The organism is Motilibacter rhizosphaerae, assembly GCF_004216915.1.
Classification (GTDB): Bacteria; Actinomycetota; Actinomycetes; order Motilibacterales; family Motilibacteraceae; genus Motilibacter; species Motilibacter rhizosphaerae.
This window is the reverse complement of sequence record NZ_SGXD01000003.1, coordinates 44,558-63,194: the sequence shown is the minus strand read 5'-3', so window position 1 is coordinate 63,194 and position 18,637 is coordinate 44,558. Positions and strand designations below refer to the sequence as shown.

Genomic DNA, 18,637 nt, shown 5'->3' with positions numbered 1-18,637 from the left:
CGTGCCCAGCGAGCCCCCACTCCCCGCGCCCGGGACCTTCGCGCTCTACCCGTACGCCGTCCCCCCTGTGCCCGCCGGCTCGTACCTCCTGACGGGGGCGACGAGCGGGCTGCCGGGACCCGTCGAGGACCTGCGGACGCGCGTCGTCGTGACCGGCCCGCGTTTCGCCCTGCCGCCGGACCAGGTGCTCAGCACGTACCCGCCGGCGCGGGCGACGGGCTACTTCGCCTCCCGCCTCCCGCAGGTCGTGCTGCGCCGCCGGACGCTGCCGTGGGAGCGCTCGCCCGACCTGCCCGTCGACGGCAGCGTGCCCGGACCCGACGACCCACCGCCCACGCCGTGGCTCGCGCTCGTGCTCGTCGCGGAGGGGGAGGGACAGCTGCGCCACGACGTCCCGGTCGCCGAGTGCGTCTCGGCCGACGCCGTGCTGCCGCCGGGGGAGGCGGACGTCGCCCGCACCAGCTGCCTGGAGGTGCCGCTCTCGGTCGTGCAGCGGACGTTCCCCACCCGCGAGGACCTGGCTCTGCTCTGCTCGGTGCGCGCGGTCGACCTGCGCGACACCGAGCTCGCGCTGGGCGACGACGACGGGTGGCTCGCCGTCGTGCTGGGCAACCGGCTGCCGCAGCCGGGTGGGCACTACCTCGCCTGCCTGGTCAACCTCGAGGGCCAGCTCGACGTCCTGCCGACGAACCCGCCGCTCGCCCACGACGACCTGTACGACCGGGTGATCTCGGTCGTCGACGTCCGCGCCGACCTGCAGCCGGAGGTCGCCTTCGACCCCGCGGTCATGCGGCTCCCGTCCGCGCTGCGCGAGGCCGAGGGCGCGCTCGACATCGAGGAAGCGGCCCCCGGCTTCGCCGCCCCGCACACGGCTTCCGGCTCCACCTTCGTCACGGCCGCGACGGGCACCGCGGTCCCTACCGGCGGTGGCTGGGCATCCGCGCTCGAGAGCGCCGGTGAGCCGCTCGGCGTCTCCGGGCTGAGGGCGAAGATGGAGCTCGGCGCGGCGTTCGCCATCCCGCCGCGGCTCTTCGACGAGCCGAAGCGCTTCCCGGTCCTGGCCTACTGGTCGTTCGACTGCGCCGGCACCGGCGACTTCCGCACCCTCGCCAGCGAGCTGCACGTGCGCCTGCTCGGCCACGTCGTTACCGGGCCCGAGACGCCGGACGGGGACCCCGTCGGGCCCGGCAGCCCCGCGCAGGCGGTGGCGTCCGAGCCCGTCAGCCCCCGGCCGCTGCCGCTCGTCGCCGAGACGGGCCACGTCCGGCTGGAGGCCCACGGCCGGCGGGGGGAGACCGGCCAGGCGTGGTTCCGCGGCCCGCTCGCGCCTGCTCCCGTGCCGCGCGTCGAGCCCGACCCCGACCAGCCGGAGGGCCTGCCCGCGCTGCCGCTCACCCACCACGCCGACCAGCTGCGCCGGGTCGTGCCGGACGGCAGCGAGGACCTGGGCTACGCGGCGGCGTTCGAGATCGGGCGGCTGCTCGCCCTCGCCCAGCCGGCCGTCGTGGGCGCGCTCTCGCGCTGGCGCCAGGAGGCGTACGGCGCGGCCCGGGTCCGCGCCGTCGGCGGCAGCACGACCTCCGCCCTGCCCGACCGGCTCCGCGCTGCCGCGGAGGCCGTCGACCCGCTCACGGGGACGGCGGCCTCGGCCACGCTCGGCGCCCGCGCGGCCCGCGCGCTCGTCACCGTGCTCGGCGACGCCCCGGAGGTCATCCCCGGGGACCCGCGCCCGCTCGCCGACCCGGGTGCGGCGGCGGGCGTCCTCGACGGCCTGCTCGAGGGGCGTACGCCGCTGGCCGCCGCGCTCGCCGGCGTCGGCCTGGCCGAGCTCGCCGACGTCGACGGGCCGGACCTGCTCGCGCGGCTCACCGCCGCCGGGGTGCAGCGGGCGCAGGTCGGCGAGGAGGGCGAGCAGCTCGCCCTGCGCTCGGTGCTCGAGCGCGAGGCGGGGCAGGTGGCCCAGGCCGCGGCGCGGGGGGTCCAGGGCGTACGCCGCCTGGATCCGGCGGACCAGGGCGGGCCGGCATGATCCGGGCGACCACGGGCCAGCAGGTCACCGCGCTGCTGCAGCTCGCCGTCGCGGCGGCGGCGGCCGAGCTCGTGGCCGACCTCGACACCGACGCGCCGGACCCGGGGCCGCGGGTCGTGCCCCGCGACCTGCGGCTCTGGCTCGCCCGGCTGCGCCTGCTCGAGGGCGTGCCCTTCGGCCACCTTGTCGCGGACGCAGCGCTGCTGCCGCCGGAGTCGATCCGGTTCTTCTACGTCGACCGCGGGTGGACCGACGCGCTCGTCGAGGGCGCCCTCTCGGTGGGGACCGTGACGACGGCCGACCGGGCGGCGCTCACTGCGCTCTACCCGACCGTCCGCGACGAGGTCGACGAGGCCGAGCGGCTGGTCCGGCTGCCCGGGGTCGCCGCCGGCGCGGCGGTCCCCACCGGGGCCGCCGGCACCGTCGCGGGCTTCCTGCTGCGCTCGCAGCTGGTGTCGGGCTGGCCCGCCCTCCACGTGCGGGGGTACGCCCGCGACAACCTCGCCGAGCCCGGCAAGACGCCCGACCGTGCCGTGGGCGACGGGGACGACGCGCGGCTCGGGAAGCTCGGCCTGCTGCGCCTCGAGCGGCTGGCCCCGGCCGTCCTGCTCGTGCTCTTCGACGGCGTCCCCGAGGTCGTGCACCTCGAGGAACCTCGTGCGGGTGTGCAGTTCGGCGTGCTCGAGTCCACGCCGGACGACACCCGCGCCGGCGCGCACGTGCTCCTGCGCGACCCGCGCACGAGCGCCGACGTGGTGCCCGAGACGCCCGTCACCGTGCCCTTCCGGGCGGGCGCTCCCGGCGTCATGCACCTGCGCGAGCTGGCCCGGCGGATGAGCGCGGCGGCGGGGGCGCTCCCTCCCGCGAGCCGGCCGCCCCTCGGGCCGCGGCTGGACTCCGCGGAGTTCGCCCTGCAGATGCTGCGGTTCCCGTGGCGCGCGGTGTTCGGCGACCGCACGCTGGCCGGCGGCCCGCCCCTGCCCGACGACGCGGTGTTCGTGCCGCGGCTGCACTTCGCCGACCTCGCGCTCCGCTTCGGGGAGGACCAGTGAGCTACGACCCGGACCTCGCCGCGAAGACGATGTCCACCGCGGCGTGGAGCGCCCTCGCCCGCACCGCCGAGCCGGCCTCCGTGCTCGCCACCTGGGACGGGGGCCTGCTGCGCGAGCCGCGCGTCCTCGTCCCGGTCGACGTCCAGGCCCTCGTCGTCTCGCCCGGCGATGCCGAGCCCGCGGTCGTCGTGCCCTCGCCGCTGTCCCCCGGCGCGGCCGAGGACGCCACCGCCGTGGACGGCCCTGCGCCCTTCGCCGACGGCGCGGCCCGCGCGCCCGGCGTGCACCTGCAGTGGGCCGCACCCGACGCGCTGCTCCGCGGCACGCTGCGCGACCCGCGCGGGTCGAGCGGCGGTGGGCTCGGCATGCCCCCGCTGCCGGACCGCTGGGCGGTCCTCCGGCTGGTGCTCGGCGCGAAGGGCGGCCCCGCCGCGGTCCGCGGCTGGCTGCTCGACGCCGCGACCGCGACGGTCCGCGACCTCGCCCAGGGCTTCACCGGCACGCCGCTGCCCGACCAGCTCCCGGCCCGCACCCTCGCGCCGGCCGAGCTGACCGGCGCGGCCGGCGGGTCGCCGACCTGGACCGGGGCGTACGACGCCTCGCTCGGCCGGCTCGCCTGGGTGGACCCGCTCGACGACCTCGCGGCCGACCCCGAGCTCGGCGGCGCGCTGCCGGGCGGGCCGGCGGGCGGCTCCGCGACGTACGTCGTCGTGGGGTGGTGGAGCGACCCCGCGCTCGACCCGCTCGACGGGGTGCGCACCGAGGGCGGGCTCGCGGAGCGGACGGCGGGGCTCGGGTGGCGCGTGGTCGAGGGCGGCGGCACCGAGCACACGCACCGGCAGGGCCCGCTGGACCGGCTGGCCGACCTCGGCGTGCCGGTCGCGAGCCGGCTGGAGCGGCCGGTCGACGCCTTCCGTCGCGCTGAGCCCTTGGCTCTGGGCGCGCGCCCTCCCGGCGCGGTGCTGCGCTCCTCCACCGTCAGCGCGTTCCAGTCGCTCGGGTCGGCGGTCTTCGCGCAGGAGGCGACGAGCTGGTTCACGGGCATCGGCGCCGGGGTCGAGGCCTCGACGCTCGTGCACGGCGCGGTGCTGGGCGTGCCGCTGCCCGTCGTGGGCGGGGCCGTGGCCCCCGACCTGCGCCCCGCGTCCGAGTCCCTGGCCCTCGCCCTCGGCGAGCAGGTCGACGACCTGGTGGCGGCGAGCGTGGCCGGCCCGCTGGGGGAGGACCTGGACGCGCGGCGCGCGGTCGAGCGGCTGCTGACCGCGTTCACGACCGGGCTGGTGCGCGAGCTCTCCTCGCCCGACGGCGTCGCGGACCTCGACGCGCGCGAGCACGCCGGGGGCTTCGCCGGCATCCCGAGCGGCGAGCCGCCACTGGTCGACCGCGCGAAGAGCGGCCGGGCCTCCGTCCCCGCCCGGCCGCCACGGCCCTCCGCGGGGGCGACACCCGGCCGCCGCCCGGTGCTCGTGCTCGCTCAGGCGAAGCGTGCCGTCAGCGAGCTCGTCGTCGAGAGCGCGGCCGAGACCATCGCGCTCACCGGCGGCATCGTCCCGCCGAGCAGGCCCGCCCCCGCGGCCACCGTCGCGGGCGCCGAGGAGCGCGTCGAACGCCCCGCACCGCCCCGCTGGCTGCCGATCGACCCCGTCGCCGGGGTCGCCGGCGCCCGCCGGAGCAGGCGGCACGGCGGCGACGGCCGGGCCGACCCCTCGGAGCGCCTCGCCTGCCGGCGCGCCTCGCAGGTCGGGACGGCGTACACCGGGGTGGTCGACGGCGCGGACCTGCTGCCGACGCTCGGGTCCGGCGCTCTCCCGCAGGAGATGCTCGCCCTCGCCCGCGAGGCGCTGCTGCTCTCGCCCCACCTCGTCGACCGGCTGTCCGCGGACGGCGCGGCCGGCATGCCCGGCGCCGAGCCGGCGCAGGTGCGCCGTCGCCTCGCCGCCGAGGTCGCGCTGCGCTTCACCCCCGAGGGTGGCTACGTCGGGGGCGCCGGGGCGTACGGCGCCACCACCGCGCGCGGCGACGTCGACGGCCTGGCGCTCCAGCTGCTCGAGCAGCTGCGGCTGCACTCGCTGTTCGACGGGGTCGAGCCCGACCTCGTCGCCCTCACCTCCTGGGCCCAGCCGTGGCTGCCGCTCTGGCTCGAGTGGGAGGTCGCGGTCGAGGTGGCGCCCGACCTCTCCGGCTGGACCCTCGGCGGCGTCGACCTCGAGCCTGCAGCACCACTGGCCGGCACCCCGCGCGTCGTCAGCGGCCGCAGCCCGCTGACCGCCGCGCCGGGCGACGCCCTCGCGGGCGCGGTCGCGCGGTGGCTGCAGGACGAGGACGCGCGGGACCGTACGGACCAGGGCGAGGCCGACGAGGCCACCGAGGCGCAGCTGGCCGCGCTCGCCGGCCGCGTCGCCGGGCTCGACCTCGTCAGCGCCTCCCTCGACGGCGTGCGCACTGCGCTGCTCGGCCTGCCACGGACCGCGCTGCGCCCGCGCGGCCCGGACGGCACGACCGCGCTGCCGGCGCCGGTGGGGCCGCCGGACCTGCTGGCCGGGGGAGCAGTGACGCTCACCCGGCTGCGCGTGGTCGACGCCTTCGGCCGCACGCTGGACGTCCCGCTCGACTCCGCCCGGGTGCCCGCGCGGCTCGCGCCCCCCGACGGGGCGCCACCCGCGACGCTCGTCCGCCCGCCGCGGCTGCAGGCGCCCGCGCGCTGCGTGCTCCGCCTCGTCGACGCGGCCGCCACCAGCCCGGCAGGGGCGGCGGACGCCGTCGTCGACGAGATCGACCCCGCCCACCAGGTCGACCCGGTTTCCGGGTTCCTCCTGCCGGACCACGTCGACGAGTCCGTCGAGGTCTTCGCCGCGGACGGCACTCCGCTCGGCGAGCTGCTGCCCGAGCCCACCGGGGGCGGCGTCGTGTGGGAGCCCGCCCCCGGCCGCCCGCTCCCGGCCGACGCGCCGCCGTCAGCCGGACTGCCTCCCGGAGCCCGCGCGCTCGGGATGCTCGCCGCCGGGCTCGTGGCGGCGGACGCCGCTGCCCGCCGGGGCCTGCCGGCGGGGGACCCGGGGTTGCCGCCGGACGTGACCGAGTCCGCGCTGGCGGCGTTCCTCCGCGCGGTCGACACGACGCTGTGGACCGTCGACCCCGTCGCCGGGGCCGGCTCGTCCGGGCTCGGCTCGATCACGGGGCGACCGGTCGCGGTCGTGCGCGCCGTCGTCGGGCTCGAGGTCCAGGACGACCTCGCCGTGCTGACGCTCGATGACGCCGGGCGGGCGGCGCGCGCCGCCGCGTACGCCGCCCTGGCCGCGCTCCGCGTGCGGGTGCGCATCGGCGAGCTGACCCGCAGCGACGACGGCGTGCTCGGCTGGTGGGTGGACGACGACTTCTCGACGTTCCACCCGGTCGACGCCGCGGTGCGCGACCTCGCCCTCGAGGCCGGGCGCCGGAAGGGGCACCTCGCCCCGTGGGGCACCGCGCCCGTCGTGCCGGCGCGGCAGGAGATCCTCCACCCGTACCTCCAAGGCTCCGAGCTGCTCGAGCTCGTGCCGGGCGTCCCGCGCCTGGTCACCCTCCTGCTGCTGCCGGGTGCCCGGGCGCACCTGACCTCGGGTCTGCTGCCGCGCAGCTCGGTGGGGCTGTCGCGGGCGTGGTTCGCGCCCGGGCTGGAGCGCCTGTCCCCGTCCGTCCGCGTCGGGCCCGTCCTCCTCGACCCCGGCGAGGTGCGGCTGCCGCGGGTGGCGGCGCTCGGCCAGGACCAGGTGCTCACCAGCCGGGAGGGCGCCCTGGGGTGGCGGGACGACGCGATCCTCGCCGCCACCCAGTCGGCGCTGCTGCCCGACCGGGCGAGCGTGCTGCGGGAGGGGTGGATCCGCGTGGCACCGGAGCAGGCGCCGTGAGCCGGTACGCGTGGCCGCGCGGCCCGCGCGGGCGGCGGGGGCGGGCGGCCGAGCGCCTGGCGTGGAACGCCGGTCGCGGCATCCCGCGCGCGGTGCCCGGGGCGCTGCCGGTGCAGCGCTCGGCGTCCGCCCACCCGACCGCTGCCCACCCCGCTGCTGCTCCCTCGACTGCTGCTCCGCCGACAGCGGGAGCCGACCTCTGGCAGCCGCTCGGCCCGACCGGGACGCTGCGCGGTCAGACCGACGGCGCCCCGCGCGTCGCCGGGCGCGTCAAGGACCTCGCCGTCTCCCCGGACGGCACCCGCGTCTACGCCGCCTCCGCGCTCGGCGGCCTCTGGTACTCCGAGGACGGTGGCGGCCACTGGCGCGCGGTGGGGCCGTACTCCTCCACCCCGCAGGCCGACGTCGCGCCGGGCTCCTTCACGCTGAGCTGCGGGGCGCTGCACGTGGAGTTCGGGGCGAGCGCCGCCGCCGACGAGGTGTTCGTCGCGACCGGGGAGGGGATGCCGCGGCGCACGGTCACGGACAAGGGCGTCGGCGCGCACTACGGGGGCGTCGGCGTGCTCCACGCCACCGGTCCGGCCGCGGCCGGACCGGTCGTCGCGTGGACCCACGAGGCGCAGCCCGCCGGGACGTACCCGGGGCTGCGCGGGGCGGGCTCCTTCGCGCTGGCCCGCGACCCGGCCACGCCCGGTCGGCTGGCCGCCGCGACGATGCGCGGGGTGCACCTGCGCGACCCCGGCACCGGGGCGTGGAGCCTGCTCGCCTCGCCGACCTGGCCGGTGCCCGCCGCGGACGGGACGACCGGGCTCGTCGCCACCGACGTCGTCTGGGTGCCCCGGGCCGCAGGGGGCTCCCGCCTGTGGGTCGCGGTCGCCGGCGCCGGGCAGCCGGACACGCTGCAGGGGCTCTGGCTGAGCACGGACGGGGGAGCGACGTTCGCCCGGGTGCCGCTCGGCGGGGCGAAGCTCACCGCCGCCCGCATCGGGCTGGCGGCTGCGCCCGGCAACCCCGAGGTCCTCTACGTGCTCGCGTCCGGTCCGGCCCGGCTGTGGCGCGTCGACGGGGACGGCGCCGTCCGACCGGTCGGTCCGCTGCCCAAGGATCCGAACGTCTTCGCCAAGCAGGGCCACTACGACCTCGCCCTGGCCGTCGACCCCGCTGACCCGCTCCGCGTCGTCATCGGCGGCGCCGGCGTGACCAGCCCGGACGGCGAGTGGGACGCCGCGCTGTGGAGGTTCCGCCTCGCCGCATCCCCACCCGCCTCCGGCCGCTGGCCGAGCGGCCTGGCCGGATGGACGAGCTGGACCGGCAGCGGCGTGCACGCCGACGTCCACCGCATCCGCTGGTCGACGCCCACCGGAGCGACGGCGTCCAGCGTCCTCGTCGGCTGCGACGGCGGGGTCTTCCGTTCCGACCACGACGGCGACCCCGGCACGTACGCCGCCCGCGCGGACGGCATGCAGGCCACGGAGGCCGGGTTCGTCGCCTGCCACCCCACCAGCGACGGCCCGGTGCTCGCGGGGGTGCAGGACAACGGCACCCAGCTGCGGGTCGGGGAGAGCGCCTGGCGCCTGGTCCACGGCGGCGACGGCGGCGGCGTCGCCTTCCACCCGCTGCAGGGCGGGCGGTGGGTGCACCAGTTCACCAAGGCCGACTGGGGCGACGAGGCGCACGCCATGGGCCCGGTGCCACCCGAGGGGTCGCGCTCCGGCGACGACGTCAAGGAGGACGCGGGCTCGTCGTTCTACTCCGCGCCCGCGGTGCTCGCGACCGGCTCGGGCGTCGCGCTCGCGATCGGCACCACCCGCGTCTGGCTGGCGACCGGCTGGGGGACGGCCGCCTTCGACCGCCGGCCCGCCTGGGTGACGCTGCCCTCCGGCACGAACCCGCGGGGGACCTCCGGCGGCCGGACCAAGGACGTGCTCCCCGCGGGCGCGGGCGGCCCGGGCGACGGCGTGCGCGCGCTGCGCTGGGCGAGCGCCGACCGCTTGTACGCCGTGACGAAGGGCGCCGTCCACGTCCTGCAGCGTCCAGCGGCCGGCAGCCCGTGGACGCGGACGACCATCGACAAGCGCGACGACGCCTCACCGCAGGACCACCTGGTCAGCGGGCGGCTCCCCTTCGAGGGCACGCTCAACGACCTGGCCGTCCACGACCCTGCGCGCGCCGACCTGGGCTCGTTCTACCTCGCGACCAGCGAGCCGGTGCAGCCGCTGTGGTGGTTCGACGGCGGACCGCCCCGCCCAGGGGAGCCGAAGAGCCGCGGGACGTTCTGGCCCTGCGAGCTGCCCACGGCGCCGGGTGCCGGGGCGGCGCCGCGGCCGCGCGCGTACGCCGTGGTCGTCGACCCGGACCACCCCGAGGTCGTCTACGTCGGGACGGCGCTCGGCGCGTACCGCGGGAGGCTGTCGTTCACCGGCACCACGCCGGGCTGGACGTGGACGCTGCTCGACGACGGGCTGCCCGAGGCGCCGGTCCAGGACCTCGCGATCGGCTCGTGGCCGCTGCCGCAGGGCGGCCGGCTGCGGTTGCTGCGCGCCGCGCTGCAGGCCCGCGGGGCGTGGGAGCTGCAGCTGGACCGGCCGGTGGAGCAGCTGACGTACCTCCGCGTGCACCCGTGGGACACCCGGCGCGGCTGGCCGGTCGACCTGACCGACCCGCTCCCGCCGCGCCCCGGCGCGCAGGACCCGGAGTGGGCGCTCGACTGGGCCGCGGCGCGCAACCGGGACTTCCGCACGCCGCGGGGCGCGCCGGCGCCGCACCCCGACGGGACGGCCGTGGGGACGCTGCTCTGGCACGCGAGCCCCGACGTGCGGGTGCGCCCCAGCGGGACCGTGCCCCTCCCGGCGCCCTCCTCACTGCCGTGGCGCGCGGCGCCGAGCGACCGGTTCGCGCTCTGGGCCCTGCAGACGGCGCTGCACGGCATCGACCCCCTCGTCGTGCCGGACGGGCGGTGGAGCGGGCCGTTCCAGCGCCGGCTGCGCGCCCTGCGCGTGTCGCTCGGGCTCTCCGACGCCGTCCTCGTCGACGCCGCGCTGTGGGGGGACGCCGCGGTGCAGGCCGCCTGGTGGTCGGCGCCGTGGGCCACCTCCGCCGGGCCGCCGACCGAGGGGGACCTCGTCGAGCGGCTCGTGGGCATGGCGACGCCGCGGCCGAAGGGGCCGACGGCGCCGGCGCAGTCGCCGGCGAGCGTGGCCGTGCCGGGCACGACAGCCACGATCGAGGTCTGCCTGCACGCCCGGGGGGCCGTCCCCGTGGCGCCGGCCGACGTGGGCGTCGCCCTGCTCGTGCTCGACCTCCCGGCCGACCCCACGACCTGGGGCGCCGGGCCGGTCCCCGGCCTCGCGGCGGCCGTCGCCACCCTGCTGCTCCCCTCGCCGGGTCCCGGGGTGCTCGTCGCCATGCAGGCGGCGCTCGCGCCCTGGCGGCCGGTCTCGTTGACCGTGCAGCGGCCGGCTGCGCCGGTCTGGGCCGGGGCGCCGCAGGTCGTGGAGTTCGACCTGGCGCGCGTCGGCGGGGTCGGGGCGCGCCAGCTGCTGCTCGCCGTCGTCGCCGGAGCCGGTACGCCGGACGTCCGCTCCGAGCCCGGCCACCTCGTGCCCACGGACCTGCGCGACCTGGTCCTGCGATCACCGCACGTCGCCGCCCGCAGCATCGAGTGGGCCTGAGCCGAGCGCCGCCCCCAGCGGCGCGGGGCCCGGGACGGGTAGGCTGGAGGTCGCCGCAGACGAGGACAGCGGACGAGGACAGGACCAGCGACGCGATGACCCCCCCTGCGGAGACCCTTCCCGCTGCCTCGACGACGGCAGGCGGATCTCCCGGCTCGGCGGTGGCCGAGGGCTCGCGGCGGCGCACGTTCGCGGTCATCTCCCACCCCGACGCCGGCAAGTCGACGCTCACCGAGGCGCTGGCGCTGCACGCCGCCGTCATCTCCGAGGCGGGCGCGGTCCACGGCAAGGCGGGCCGGCGCGGCACCGTGTCCGACTGGATGGAGATGGAGCGCAACCGCGGCATCTCCATCACCTCGAGCGTGCTGCAGTTCGGCTACGGCGACGCCGTCATCAACCTGCTCGACACCCCGGGCCACGCCGACTTCTCCGAGGACACCTACCGCGTGCTCGCGGCCGTCGACAGCGCGGTCATGCTGCTCGACGCCGCCAAGGGGCTCGAGCCGCAGACGCTCAAGCTGTTCGAGGTCTGCCGCGCCGGGCGCGTCCCGATCATCACCGTCATCAACAAGTGGGACCGGCCCGGCAAGGAGGCGCTCGAGCTGCTCGACGAGATCGAGCGCACGATCGGCCTGCACTGCACCCCGCTCAACTGGCCGGTGGGCATCGCCGGCGACTTCCGCGGGCTGCTCGACCGGCGCACGGGGGAGTACGTCCGCTTCACCCGCACCGCAGGTGGCGCGAAGGCCGCGCCCCAGGAGGTGCTCAAGCCCGTCGACGCCGAGGAGCGCGAGGGCGACGCCTGGGTGACGGCGGTCGAGGAGAGCGAGCTGCTCTCCGCGAGCGACGCCGACCTCGACCTGGAGGCCTACCTCGCCGAGCAGGCGACGCCGGTGCTCTTCTCCTCCGCGGTGCAGAACTTCGGGGTCCGCCAGCTGCTCGACGCCCTCGTCGAGCTCGCGCCCGCCCCCGCGGCGAAGCCGACCGCCGATGGCGGCGAGCGCCCGCTCGACGCGCCGTTCTCGGCCTACGTCTTCAAGGTGCAGGCCGGCATGGACCAGGCGCACCGCGACAAGGTCGCGTACGCCCGGGTGGTCTCCGGCGTCTTCGAGCGCGGCATGGTCGTCACGCACGAGCCGACCGGCAAGCCGTTCCACACCAAGTACGCCCAGGCGATGTTCGGCCGGGAGCGCACGACGGTGGAGACGGCGTACCCCGGGGACGTCATCGGGCTCGTCAACGCCAACGCGCTGCGCGTGGGCGACGCGCTCTACGTCGACGAGCCCGTCCGCTTCCCCTCGATCCCGAGCTTCGCGCCGGAGCACTTCAGCGTGATCCGCGCCAAGGACACGGGCCGCTACAAGCAGTTCCGCCGCGGCATCGAGCAGCTCGACCAGGAGGGCGTCGTCCAGGTGCTGCGCAGCGAGCTGCGCGGCGACCAGGCGCCGGTCCTCGCCGCGGTCGGCCCGATGCAGTTCGAGGTCGCGGCCTACCGCATGGAGCACGAGTTCGGCGCCGTCGTCTCGATGGAGCCGCTCGAGTACTCCCTCGCGATGCGCACGACGCCCGACGCCGCCGACAAGCTCACCCGCCTGCCCGGCGCCGAGCTCATGGTGCGCTCGGACGGCCAGGCGCTCGCCCTGTTCGTCAACAGGTGGCGCTACACCACCGTCAAGCGAGAGAACCCCGACCTGCTGCTGGAGCCCCTCGTGGGCAGCTCCGTCGCGGGTCAGTGACCAGGAGGATCATGAACAACCCGCACCGCGAGCTCGGCCGTCCCGGCAAGCTTCCCGCCGGCGGCCTGCGCGTCATCGCGCTCGGCGGCCTCGGCGAGATCGGCCGCAACATGACGGTCTTCGAGCACGACGGCAAGCTGCTCGTCGTCGACTGCGGCGTGCTCTTCCCCGAGGAGCACCAGCCCGGCGTCGACGTCATCCTGCCGGACTTCTCGGCCATCCGGGACCGGCTGCAGGACATCGTCGCGATCGTGCTCACGCACGGCCACGAGGACCACATCGGGGGCGTGCCGTACCTCCTCAAGGAGCGGCAGGACATCCCGGTCGTCGGCTCGAAGCTGACGCTGGCCTTCATCGAGGCCAAGCTCAAGGAGCACCGGATCATCCCGCGCCTCGTCGAGGTCAAGGAGGGCGACCGCCGCGGCTTCGGCCCCTTCGACGTCGAGTTCGTCGCGGTCAACCACTCGATCCCCGACGGGCTCGCGGTCGCGATCCGCACCGCCGCGGGGCTCGTGCTCCACACCGGCGACTTCAAGATGGACCAGTTCCCGCTGGACAAGCGGATCACCGACCTGCGGGCCTTCGCGCGGCTCGGCGAGGAGGGGGTCGACCTCTTCCTCACCGACAGCACCAACGCCGAGGTCCCGGGCTTCACCGTCTCCGAGGCCGAGCTCAACCCCGCGATCGAGCAGGTGTTCCGGACCGCCCCGCGCCGGGTCATCGTCAGCAGCTTCGCGAGCCACGTGCACCGCATCCAGCAGGTGCTCGACGCGGCGCAGAAGCACGGCCGCAAGGTCGCGTTCGTCGGCCGCTCGATGGTGCGCAACATGGGCATCGCCCGTGACCTCGGCTACCTCGACGTGCCCAAGGGGCTCGTCGTGGACCTCAAGGCCCTGGAGCGGATGCCCGCCAACCAGGTCGCGATCGTCTGCACGGGCTCGCAGGGCGAGCCCATGGCCGCGCTGTCCCGGATGGCCAACCGCGACCACGTCATCCGCATCGGCGAGGGCGACACGGTGCTGCTCGCCTCGTCGCTGATCCCGGGCAACGAGAACTCCATCTACCGCGTCATCAACGGGCTCTCCCGCTGGGGCGCCAACGTCGTGCACAAGGGCAACGCCAAGGTGCACGTCTCCGGGCACGCCAGCGCCGGCGAGCTGTCGTACTGCTACAACATCGTCCAGCCCAGCAACGTCATGCCGGTCCACGGCGAGTGGCGCCACCTGCGCGCCAACGGCGACATCGCCGTCCGTACCGGCGTGGAGCGCGACCGCGTCGTGCTGGCCGACAACGGCGTCGTCGTCGACCTCGTCGACGGCCGCGCGAAGGTCGTGGGCAAGGTCCCGGCCGGGTTCGTCTACGTCTCCGGCACCACCGTCGGCTCGGTCACCGAGGCTTCCCTCAAGGACCGCCTGACGCTCGCCGCCGAGGGCGTCATCACCGTCGTCGCGATCGTCGACACGCGTACGGGCCGGCTGGCCGAGCCCCCGGACTTCCTCGTCCGCGGCTTCGTCCACGACGAGAAGGTCGTGGAGGAGAGCGTCCCGCTCATCGAGCAGGCGCTCGAGAAGGCGGCGGGGGAGGGCATCGGCGACCAGCGCCAGCTCGAGGAGATCATCTCCCGCGCCGTGGCCCAGTGGGCCTGGCGGGCGCACAAGCGCAACCCGATCGTGCTTCCGGTCGTCATCGAGGAGTAGGTCACACCGGCGCCCGCCTCCGCCGTCGGGCGGGGCGGGCGCCGGGGCGACCCGATCGGGCGACAGGGAAAAGGTGGTCCGGCCGCGGGCGGCCGCCGACGGTGTCCTCGTCAGCGGGAGGGGCCCAGCAGCGGCCTCCCCGACCCGGCGTCGAGGAAGACCTGAGCCATGAGGCACGTCAGCAGCCCCGTCAGCACCGACCCCTCCCTGCAGCACCGCCGCTCCTTCGCCGACCTGCCGGTCGGGGTGAAGGTGCTCTCCGCGATCGTCTGCGCGCTCGTCGTCGCGGTCACCGTCGGTGTCAACGGGCTGCGGGCGCTCGGCGGCGCCAGCTCCTCCGCCCAGTCGATCTACCGCAGCAACATGGCGAGCACCCGCGCCCTGGGGCACCTCGACCGCGCGGCCCTGCAGTTCCGCGTGGACCTGGCGAACCACGCCATCAGCACCGACGACGCGACCATGGAGAAGTACCTCCAGTCGCTCACGGCGGACGAGCAGGCGGTCACGGCCGCCCTCGCTGAGTACGACGGCAGCACCCCCGCCGGCGACCCCGGGGTCGTCCGTGCCTTCCGCGGGGCCTGGCAGGGGTACCTCACCCTGGCGAAGACGCGGATGGAGCCGGCCGGCCAGCGCAACGACATGGTGGGGTGGCAGCGGCTGCGTGACTCCGAGGCGGTCCCGCTGCTGAAGACGATGCGCACGAGCCTCGACGCACTGACCGCGAGCGAGGACCACGCCGCCGCGGACGCCGCGGGGAGCGCGCTGTCGGGCTACCGCTCGAGCCGCACGCTCGTGCTGGTGCTGCTCGTGCTCGGCGTGCTCCTCGCGACCGGCGCGGGCGTGCTCGTCGTCCGCGCGGTCACCCGCTCGCTGCGGCGGGTGCAGGAGGTCTGCACCGCGCTGGCCGCGGGCGACCTGACGCGGACGGCGGGGCTGCGCAGCCGTGACGAGGTGGGCCGCATGGGCAGCGCGCTGGACGTCGCCGTCGAGTCGCTGCGTGCCGCGGTGACGACGATCGAGGGGTCGGCGACCTCGCTGTCCACCGCCTCGGAGCAGATGTCGGCCGTCACCACGCAGATCGCGGCCTCCGCGGAGGAGTCCTCGGCGCAGGCGCAGTCGGTGTCCGCGGTGGCCGACCAGGTCTCGACCAGCGTGGCGACCGTCTCGGCCGGCAGCGAGGAGATGCATGCGTCGATCGCCGAGATCGGCCAGAGCGCGGCGGAGGCGGCCCGCGTCGCCTCCGACGCCGTCGCCCTCGCGTCCGCGACCACGGCGACCGTCGGGCAGCTGGGCGCGTCGTCCAGCGAGATTGGGGACGTCGTCAAGGTCATCACCTCGATCGCCGAGCAGACCAACCTGCTGGCGCTCAACGCGACGATCGAGGCGGCGCGCGCCGGCCAGGCCGGCAAGGGGTTCGCGGTCGTGGCCTCCGAGGTGAAGGACCTGGCCCAGGAGACCTCACGGGCCACCGAGGACATCGCCCGCAGGGTGCAGGCGATCCAGGCCGACACCGCCGGGGCCGTGACGGCCATCGAGCAGATCTCCGACGTCATCGCCCGCATCTCCGACTTCCAGACGACGATCGCCTCGGCGGTCGAGGAGCAGTCGGCGACGACGGCCGAGATGAGCCGCAGCGTGACCGAGGCGGCGACCGGCACCTCCGCCATCGCCAGCACCATCACCGGTGTCGCGGACGCGGCGCGCAGCACGAGCCAGGGCGTCACCGAGTCCCAGCAGGCGACGCTCGAGCTGGCCCGGATGTCGGGGGAGCTGTCGGCGCTGGTGGGGCGCTTCCGGCTCCAGCCCTAGTCCTCGCCTAAGACTAGTTGCGCAATTCTCGACGAGTGCTTCTCCTGGTGGGAAGCGTGCAGCGTACGGGCCTCGCGCAACACGGGGCGAAAGTCGCTTGGTCCCCGACCGGTCGGTCGGGCACAATGGGGGAGCGGGACGTGCGTGCCGGTGCCGTCGCAGGTGCCGTCGCAGGTGCCGTCGTCACGACCCGCTCCCCGCCGGTGCCGCGACGATGCGTTCGCTGCCCGTCCAGCTCAGCCCGGGGCGCCCCGCGCTGCGTCCGTCCGCCGCCTGCACCACCGAAGCCCGAGGCTCTGCATGTCCGTCGTGTCCGTGTCCAGCGTCCGCGCCCTCTCCGCGCGGTGGGGCACCTCCGCCACCGCACCCGCGACGCCGCGCGCCCGGCTCAAGCTCATCGGCGTGCTCGGCCTGCTCGTGGCGCTGCAGCCGTTCACCTTCGACCTCTACCTCCCGGCCCTGCCGGCGCTCACCCGCAGCCTCTCGACGACCGACGCGCAGGTGCAGCTCACGCTCACCGGGACGCTGCTCGGGGCGGGTGCCGGGCAGCTCGTCGTCGGCGCGCTGTCCGACCGCTTCGGCCGCCGGCGCCCGCTGCTCGCGGGCATCGCGGTGCACATCGTCGCGAGCGTCCTCTGCGCGCTCGCGCCGACCGTCGAGGTGCTCGGGGTGCTCCGCGTCCTGCAGGGGTTCGGCGCGGCCTCCGCCGCGGTCACGGCCATGGCCGTGGTCCGCGACCTCTACACCGGCTCCGCGGCCGCGGCGATGATCTCGCGGCTCATCCTCGTCGTGGGCGTCTCGCCGGTGCTGGCCCCGAGCGTCGGTGCCGCCCTGCTCCGCACGACCGACTGGCGCGGCATCTTCGTCACCCTCGCGCTGCTGGGCTCGGCCCTCGGCCTGCTGTCGGGGCTGGTGCTGCGCGAGACCCTGCCCGTCGGGCGGCGCCACTCCGGCGGGATGCGGGACACCGCCGGGGCGTACCGCATCCTCGCGCGGGACCGCGCCTTCCTCGGCCTCACCACCATCGCCGCGGCGAGCATGGGCGTGGTGTTCGCCTACGTCTCGGGCTCGACGTTCGTCCTGCAGGACCAGTACGGCCTGTCCGAGCAGCAGTTCGGGCTGGTCTTCGCGGTCAACGCCATCGCGCTCATCGGCACCCCGCAGCTCAACGTCGTGCTGCTGCGCCGGTGGAGCCCCGAGCAGCTGCTCGGTGCCAGCCTGGCGTACGCCGTGGTGCTCGCCGTCGCACTGCTCGCCGTGACCGCGACCGGCTTCGGGGGCCTGCCCGTCCTGCTCGTCGTGCTCTTCCTCACGCTGGTCTCCTGCGGGCTCGTCGGCCCGAACACCGGCGCGATGGCGCTGTCGCGGCACGGCGAGTCGGCGGGGACGGCGGCCTCCGTGCTGGGGACGCTGCAGTCGCTCTCCGGCGCGGTCATGGCCCCGCTCGTCGGCCTGCTCGGCAACGACGCCCTGGCCATGGGGGCTGTCATCTCCGGCCTGCTCGGCACCGCCGCCGCCGTGCACCTGCTCGTCGTCCGGCCGCAGCAGGCGCTCGAGGCCCCGCGGTCGTACGCCGACCTGCCGGTCGTGGTCGGGCACTAGCCGGGGCACCCGTCGGGCCGAGCCGGGACTCGGTCGGGCACGAGCCCGGCACTGGTCGGGCACCGGTCGTCCACGGGTCGGGCCCTGGTCAGGCACCGCGCCCGGGTGCAGCAGCGGCCGCCCCGGTCGGGGCGGCCACTGGTCGTGCGTCCTGCTGTCCTGGGTCGTGCAGTCCTGCTGGGTCAGTCGTCCCAGGGACCGAGGTCGATGTCGTCCATGACCGGTCCTTCCTGTCGTCTCGTCGGGCGCGCGGGCCGGGGAGCGCGCGGCTGCTGCCGCTGGCGCCGTCCGGCCCGTGCCGGGTCCTGAGGACCTGCATCGGTGTGCCCGCTGCTGACCTGAGTCACACGCGCGGGTGCCGCGCCGCCACGGACGGGTGGCGCCGCCCCCGGACGGGGGAGCGCGGCGCCGCGGGCAGCGGGGCGACCGCGGCGAACGGGGCCGTGAGGACCCCGCTCGCCGTGCGCAGGTGGTAGCGGGTGCGCCCCCGCTTGAGCACCGTGCCGCGGGTCCCGCGGTAGGGCCCCGGCGCCACGACGAGCACCCGCGCCCCCACCTCGAGCAGCGGCGCCGCCGGCGTGCGGGGCGCCGGGACGGCGTCCGGACCCTGACCGCCCGCAGCGGCCGCGGCGGCGCGCAGCCGGGCGAGCTCGGCGCGGTAGCGCGGGTGGAGGTCGGCGGGCTCTCCGGCGCGCGTCCACGCGAAGACCGCGTCCAGGGAGAAGCGGTCGCTGCAGCGCCGGCAGGAGCGGACGCGGACGGGGCTGCGGTGCGCGCTGGTCGTGTGGCCGGCCGGGCACGTCCCGACCCACTCGCCCTCGACCCGCGCCGCGGTCGCCGGCACGCAGCGCTCCCCGCTCGCGCCGATCCGCCGGGCGGTGGCGCGCCAGACCGCGTCGTGGCCGTGCCCCGGGCCGACCAGGGCGTGGGCGACCTCGTGGAGCAGCGTCTCGCGCACCTCGGCCTCGTCGTGCAGCTCGGTCAGCGCGCGGCTGAGCGACACCACCCGGGCCCGGGCGTCGCACAGCCCGGCACGCGTCCGTGCCCGGTCGTAGCGGAAGGTCCAGTCGTGCAGCCCGTGCTCGGCGAGCAGGGCCTGCGCCAGCCGGCGGGCGTCGTCGAGGTCCATGCCGTCCATCGTGCCCCGCGCCACC

Annotated in this window: 9 protein-coding genes; 8 read left to right on the top strand and 1 reads right to left on the bottom strand. The window is 76.7% G+C overall.

Features of this window, described 5'->3' with window-relative positions; translation table 11 throughout:
• The first annotated feature begins 1 nt into the window (after position 1).
• From EV189_RS11110 to EV189_RS11075, 8 genes are all read left to right on the top strand, one after another.
• Positions 2 to 2,029, top strand: coding sequence for a hypothetical protein (locus tag EV189_RS11110; protein WP_130493054.1), 2,028 nt, complete (start codon positions 2 to 4; stop codon positions 2,027 to 2,029).
• On the top strand, positions 2,026 to 3,081 hold the full coding sequence (locus EV189_RS11105; protein ID WP_130493053.1) for a hypothetical protein: 1,056 nt from the start codon (positions 2,026 to 2,028) through the stop codon (positions 3,079 to 3,081). The genes EV189_RS11110 and EV189_RS11105 overlap by 4 nt, the downstream gene beginning before the upstream one ends.
• Positions 3,078 to 6,968 carry a hypothetical protein gene (locus EV189_RS11100; protein ID WP_130493052.1) on the top strand — a complete coding sequence of 1,297 codons (3,891 nt, stop codon included), beginning with the start codon at positions 3,078 to 3,080 and terminating at the stop codon, positions 6,966 to 6,968. The genes EV189_RS11105 and EV189_RS11100 overlap by 4 nt, the downstream gene beginning before the upstream one ends.
• The gene (locus EV189_RS11095; protein ID WP_130493051.1) at positions 6,965 to 10,639 is read left to right on the top strand and encodes a hypothetical protein; all 3,675 of its coding nucleotides are present in this window, start codon (positions 6,965 to 6,967) and stop codon (positions 10,637 to 10,639) included. Before EV189_RS11100 ends, EV189_RS11095 begins: the two co-directional genes overlap by 4 nt.
• 95 nt (positions 10,640 to 10,734) lie before the next feature.
• Positions 10,735 to 12,375, top strand: coding sequence for a peptide chain release factor 3 (locus EV189_RS11090; protein WP_130493050.1), 1,641 nt, complete (start codon positions 10,735 to 10,737; stop codon positions 12,373 to 12,375).
• Between the two features lie 11 nt (positions 12,376 to 12,386).
• Positions 12,387 to 14,072 carry a ribonuclease J gene (locus tag EV189_RS11085; RefSeq protein WP_130493049.1) on the top strand — a complete coding sequence of 562 codons (1,686 nt, stop codon included), beginning with the start codon at positions 12,387 to 12,389 and terminating at the stop codon, positions 14,070 to 14,072.
• Between the two features lie 168 nt (positions 14,073 to 14,240).
• Positions 14,241 to 15,881: a methyl-accepting chemotaxis protein gene (locus EV189_RS11080; RefSeq protein WP_130493048.1), complete on the top strand. Its 1,641-nt coding sequence runs from the start codon at positions 14,241 to 14,243 to the stop codon at positions 15,879 to 15,881.
• 300 nt (positions 15,882 to 16,181) lie between these two features.
• Positions 16,182 to 17,483, top strand: coding sequence for a multidrug effflux MFS transporter (locus tag EV189_RS11075; RefSeq protein WP_130493047.1), 1,302 nt, complete (start codon positions 16,182 to 16,184; stop codon positions 17,481 to 17,483).
• A 343-nt stretch (positions 17,484 to 17,826) separates the two neighbouring features.
• Here EV189_RS11075 and EV189_RS11070 read toward each other — a convergent pair whose 3' ends face one another.
• Entirely contained in the window at positions 17,827 to 18,612 is a 786-nt protein-coding gene (locus EV189_RS11070; RefSeq protein ID WP_130493046.1) for a SprT-like domain-containing protein, read from the bottom strand.
• Positions 18,613 to 18,637: the final 25 nt, after the last annotated feature.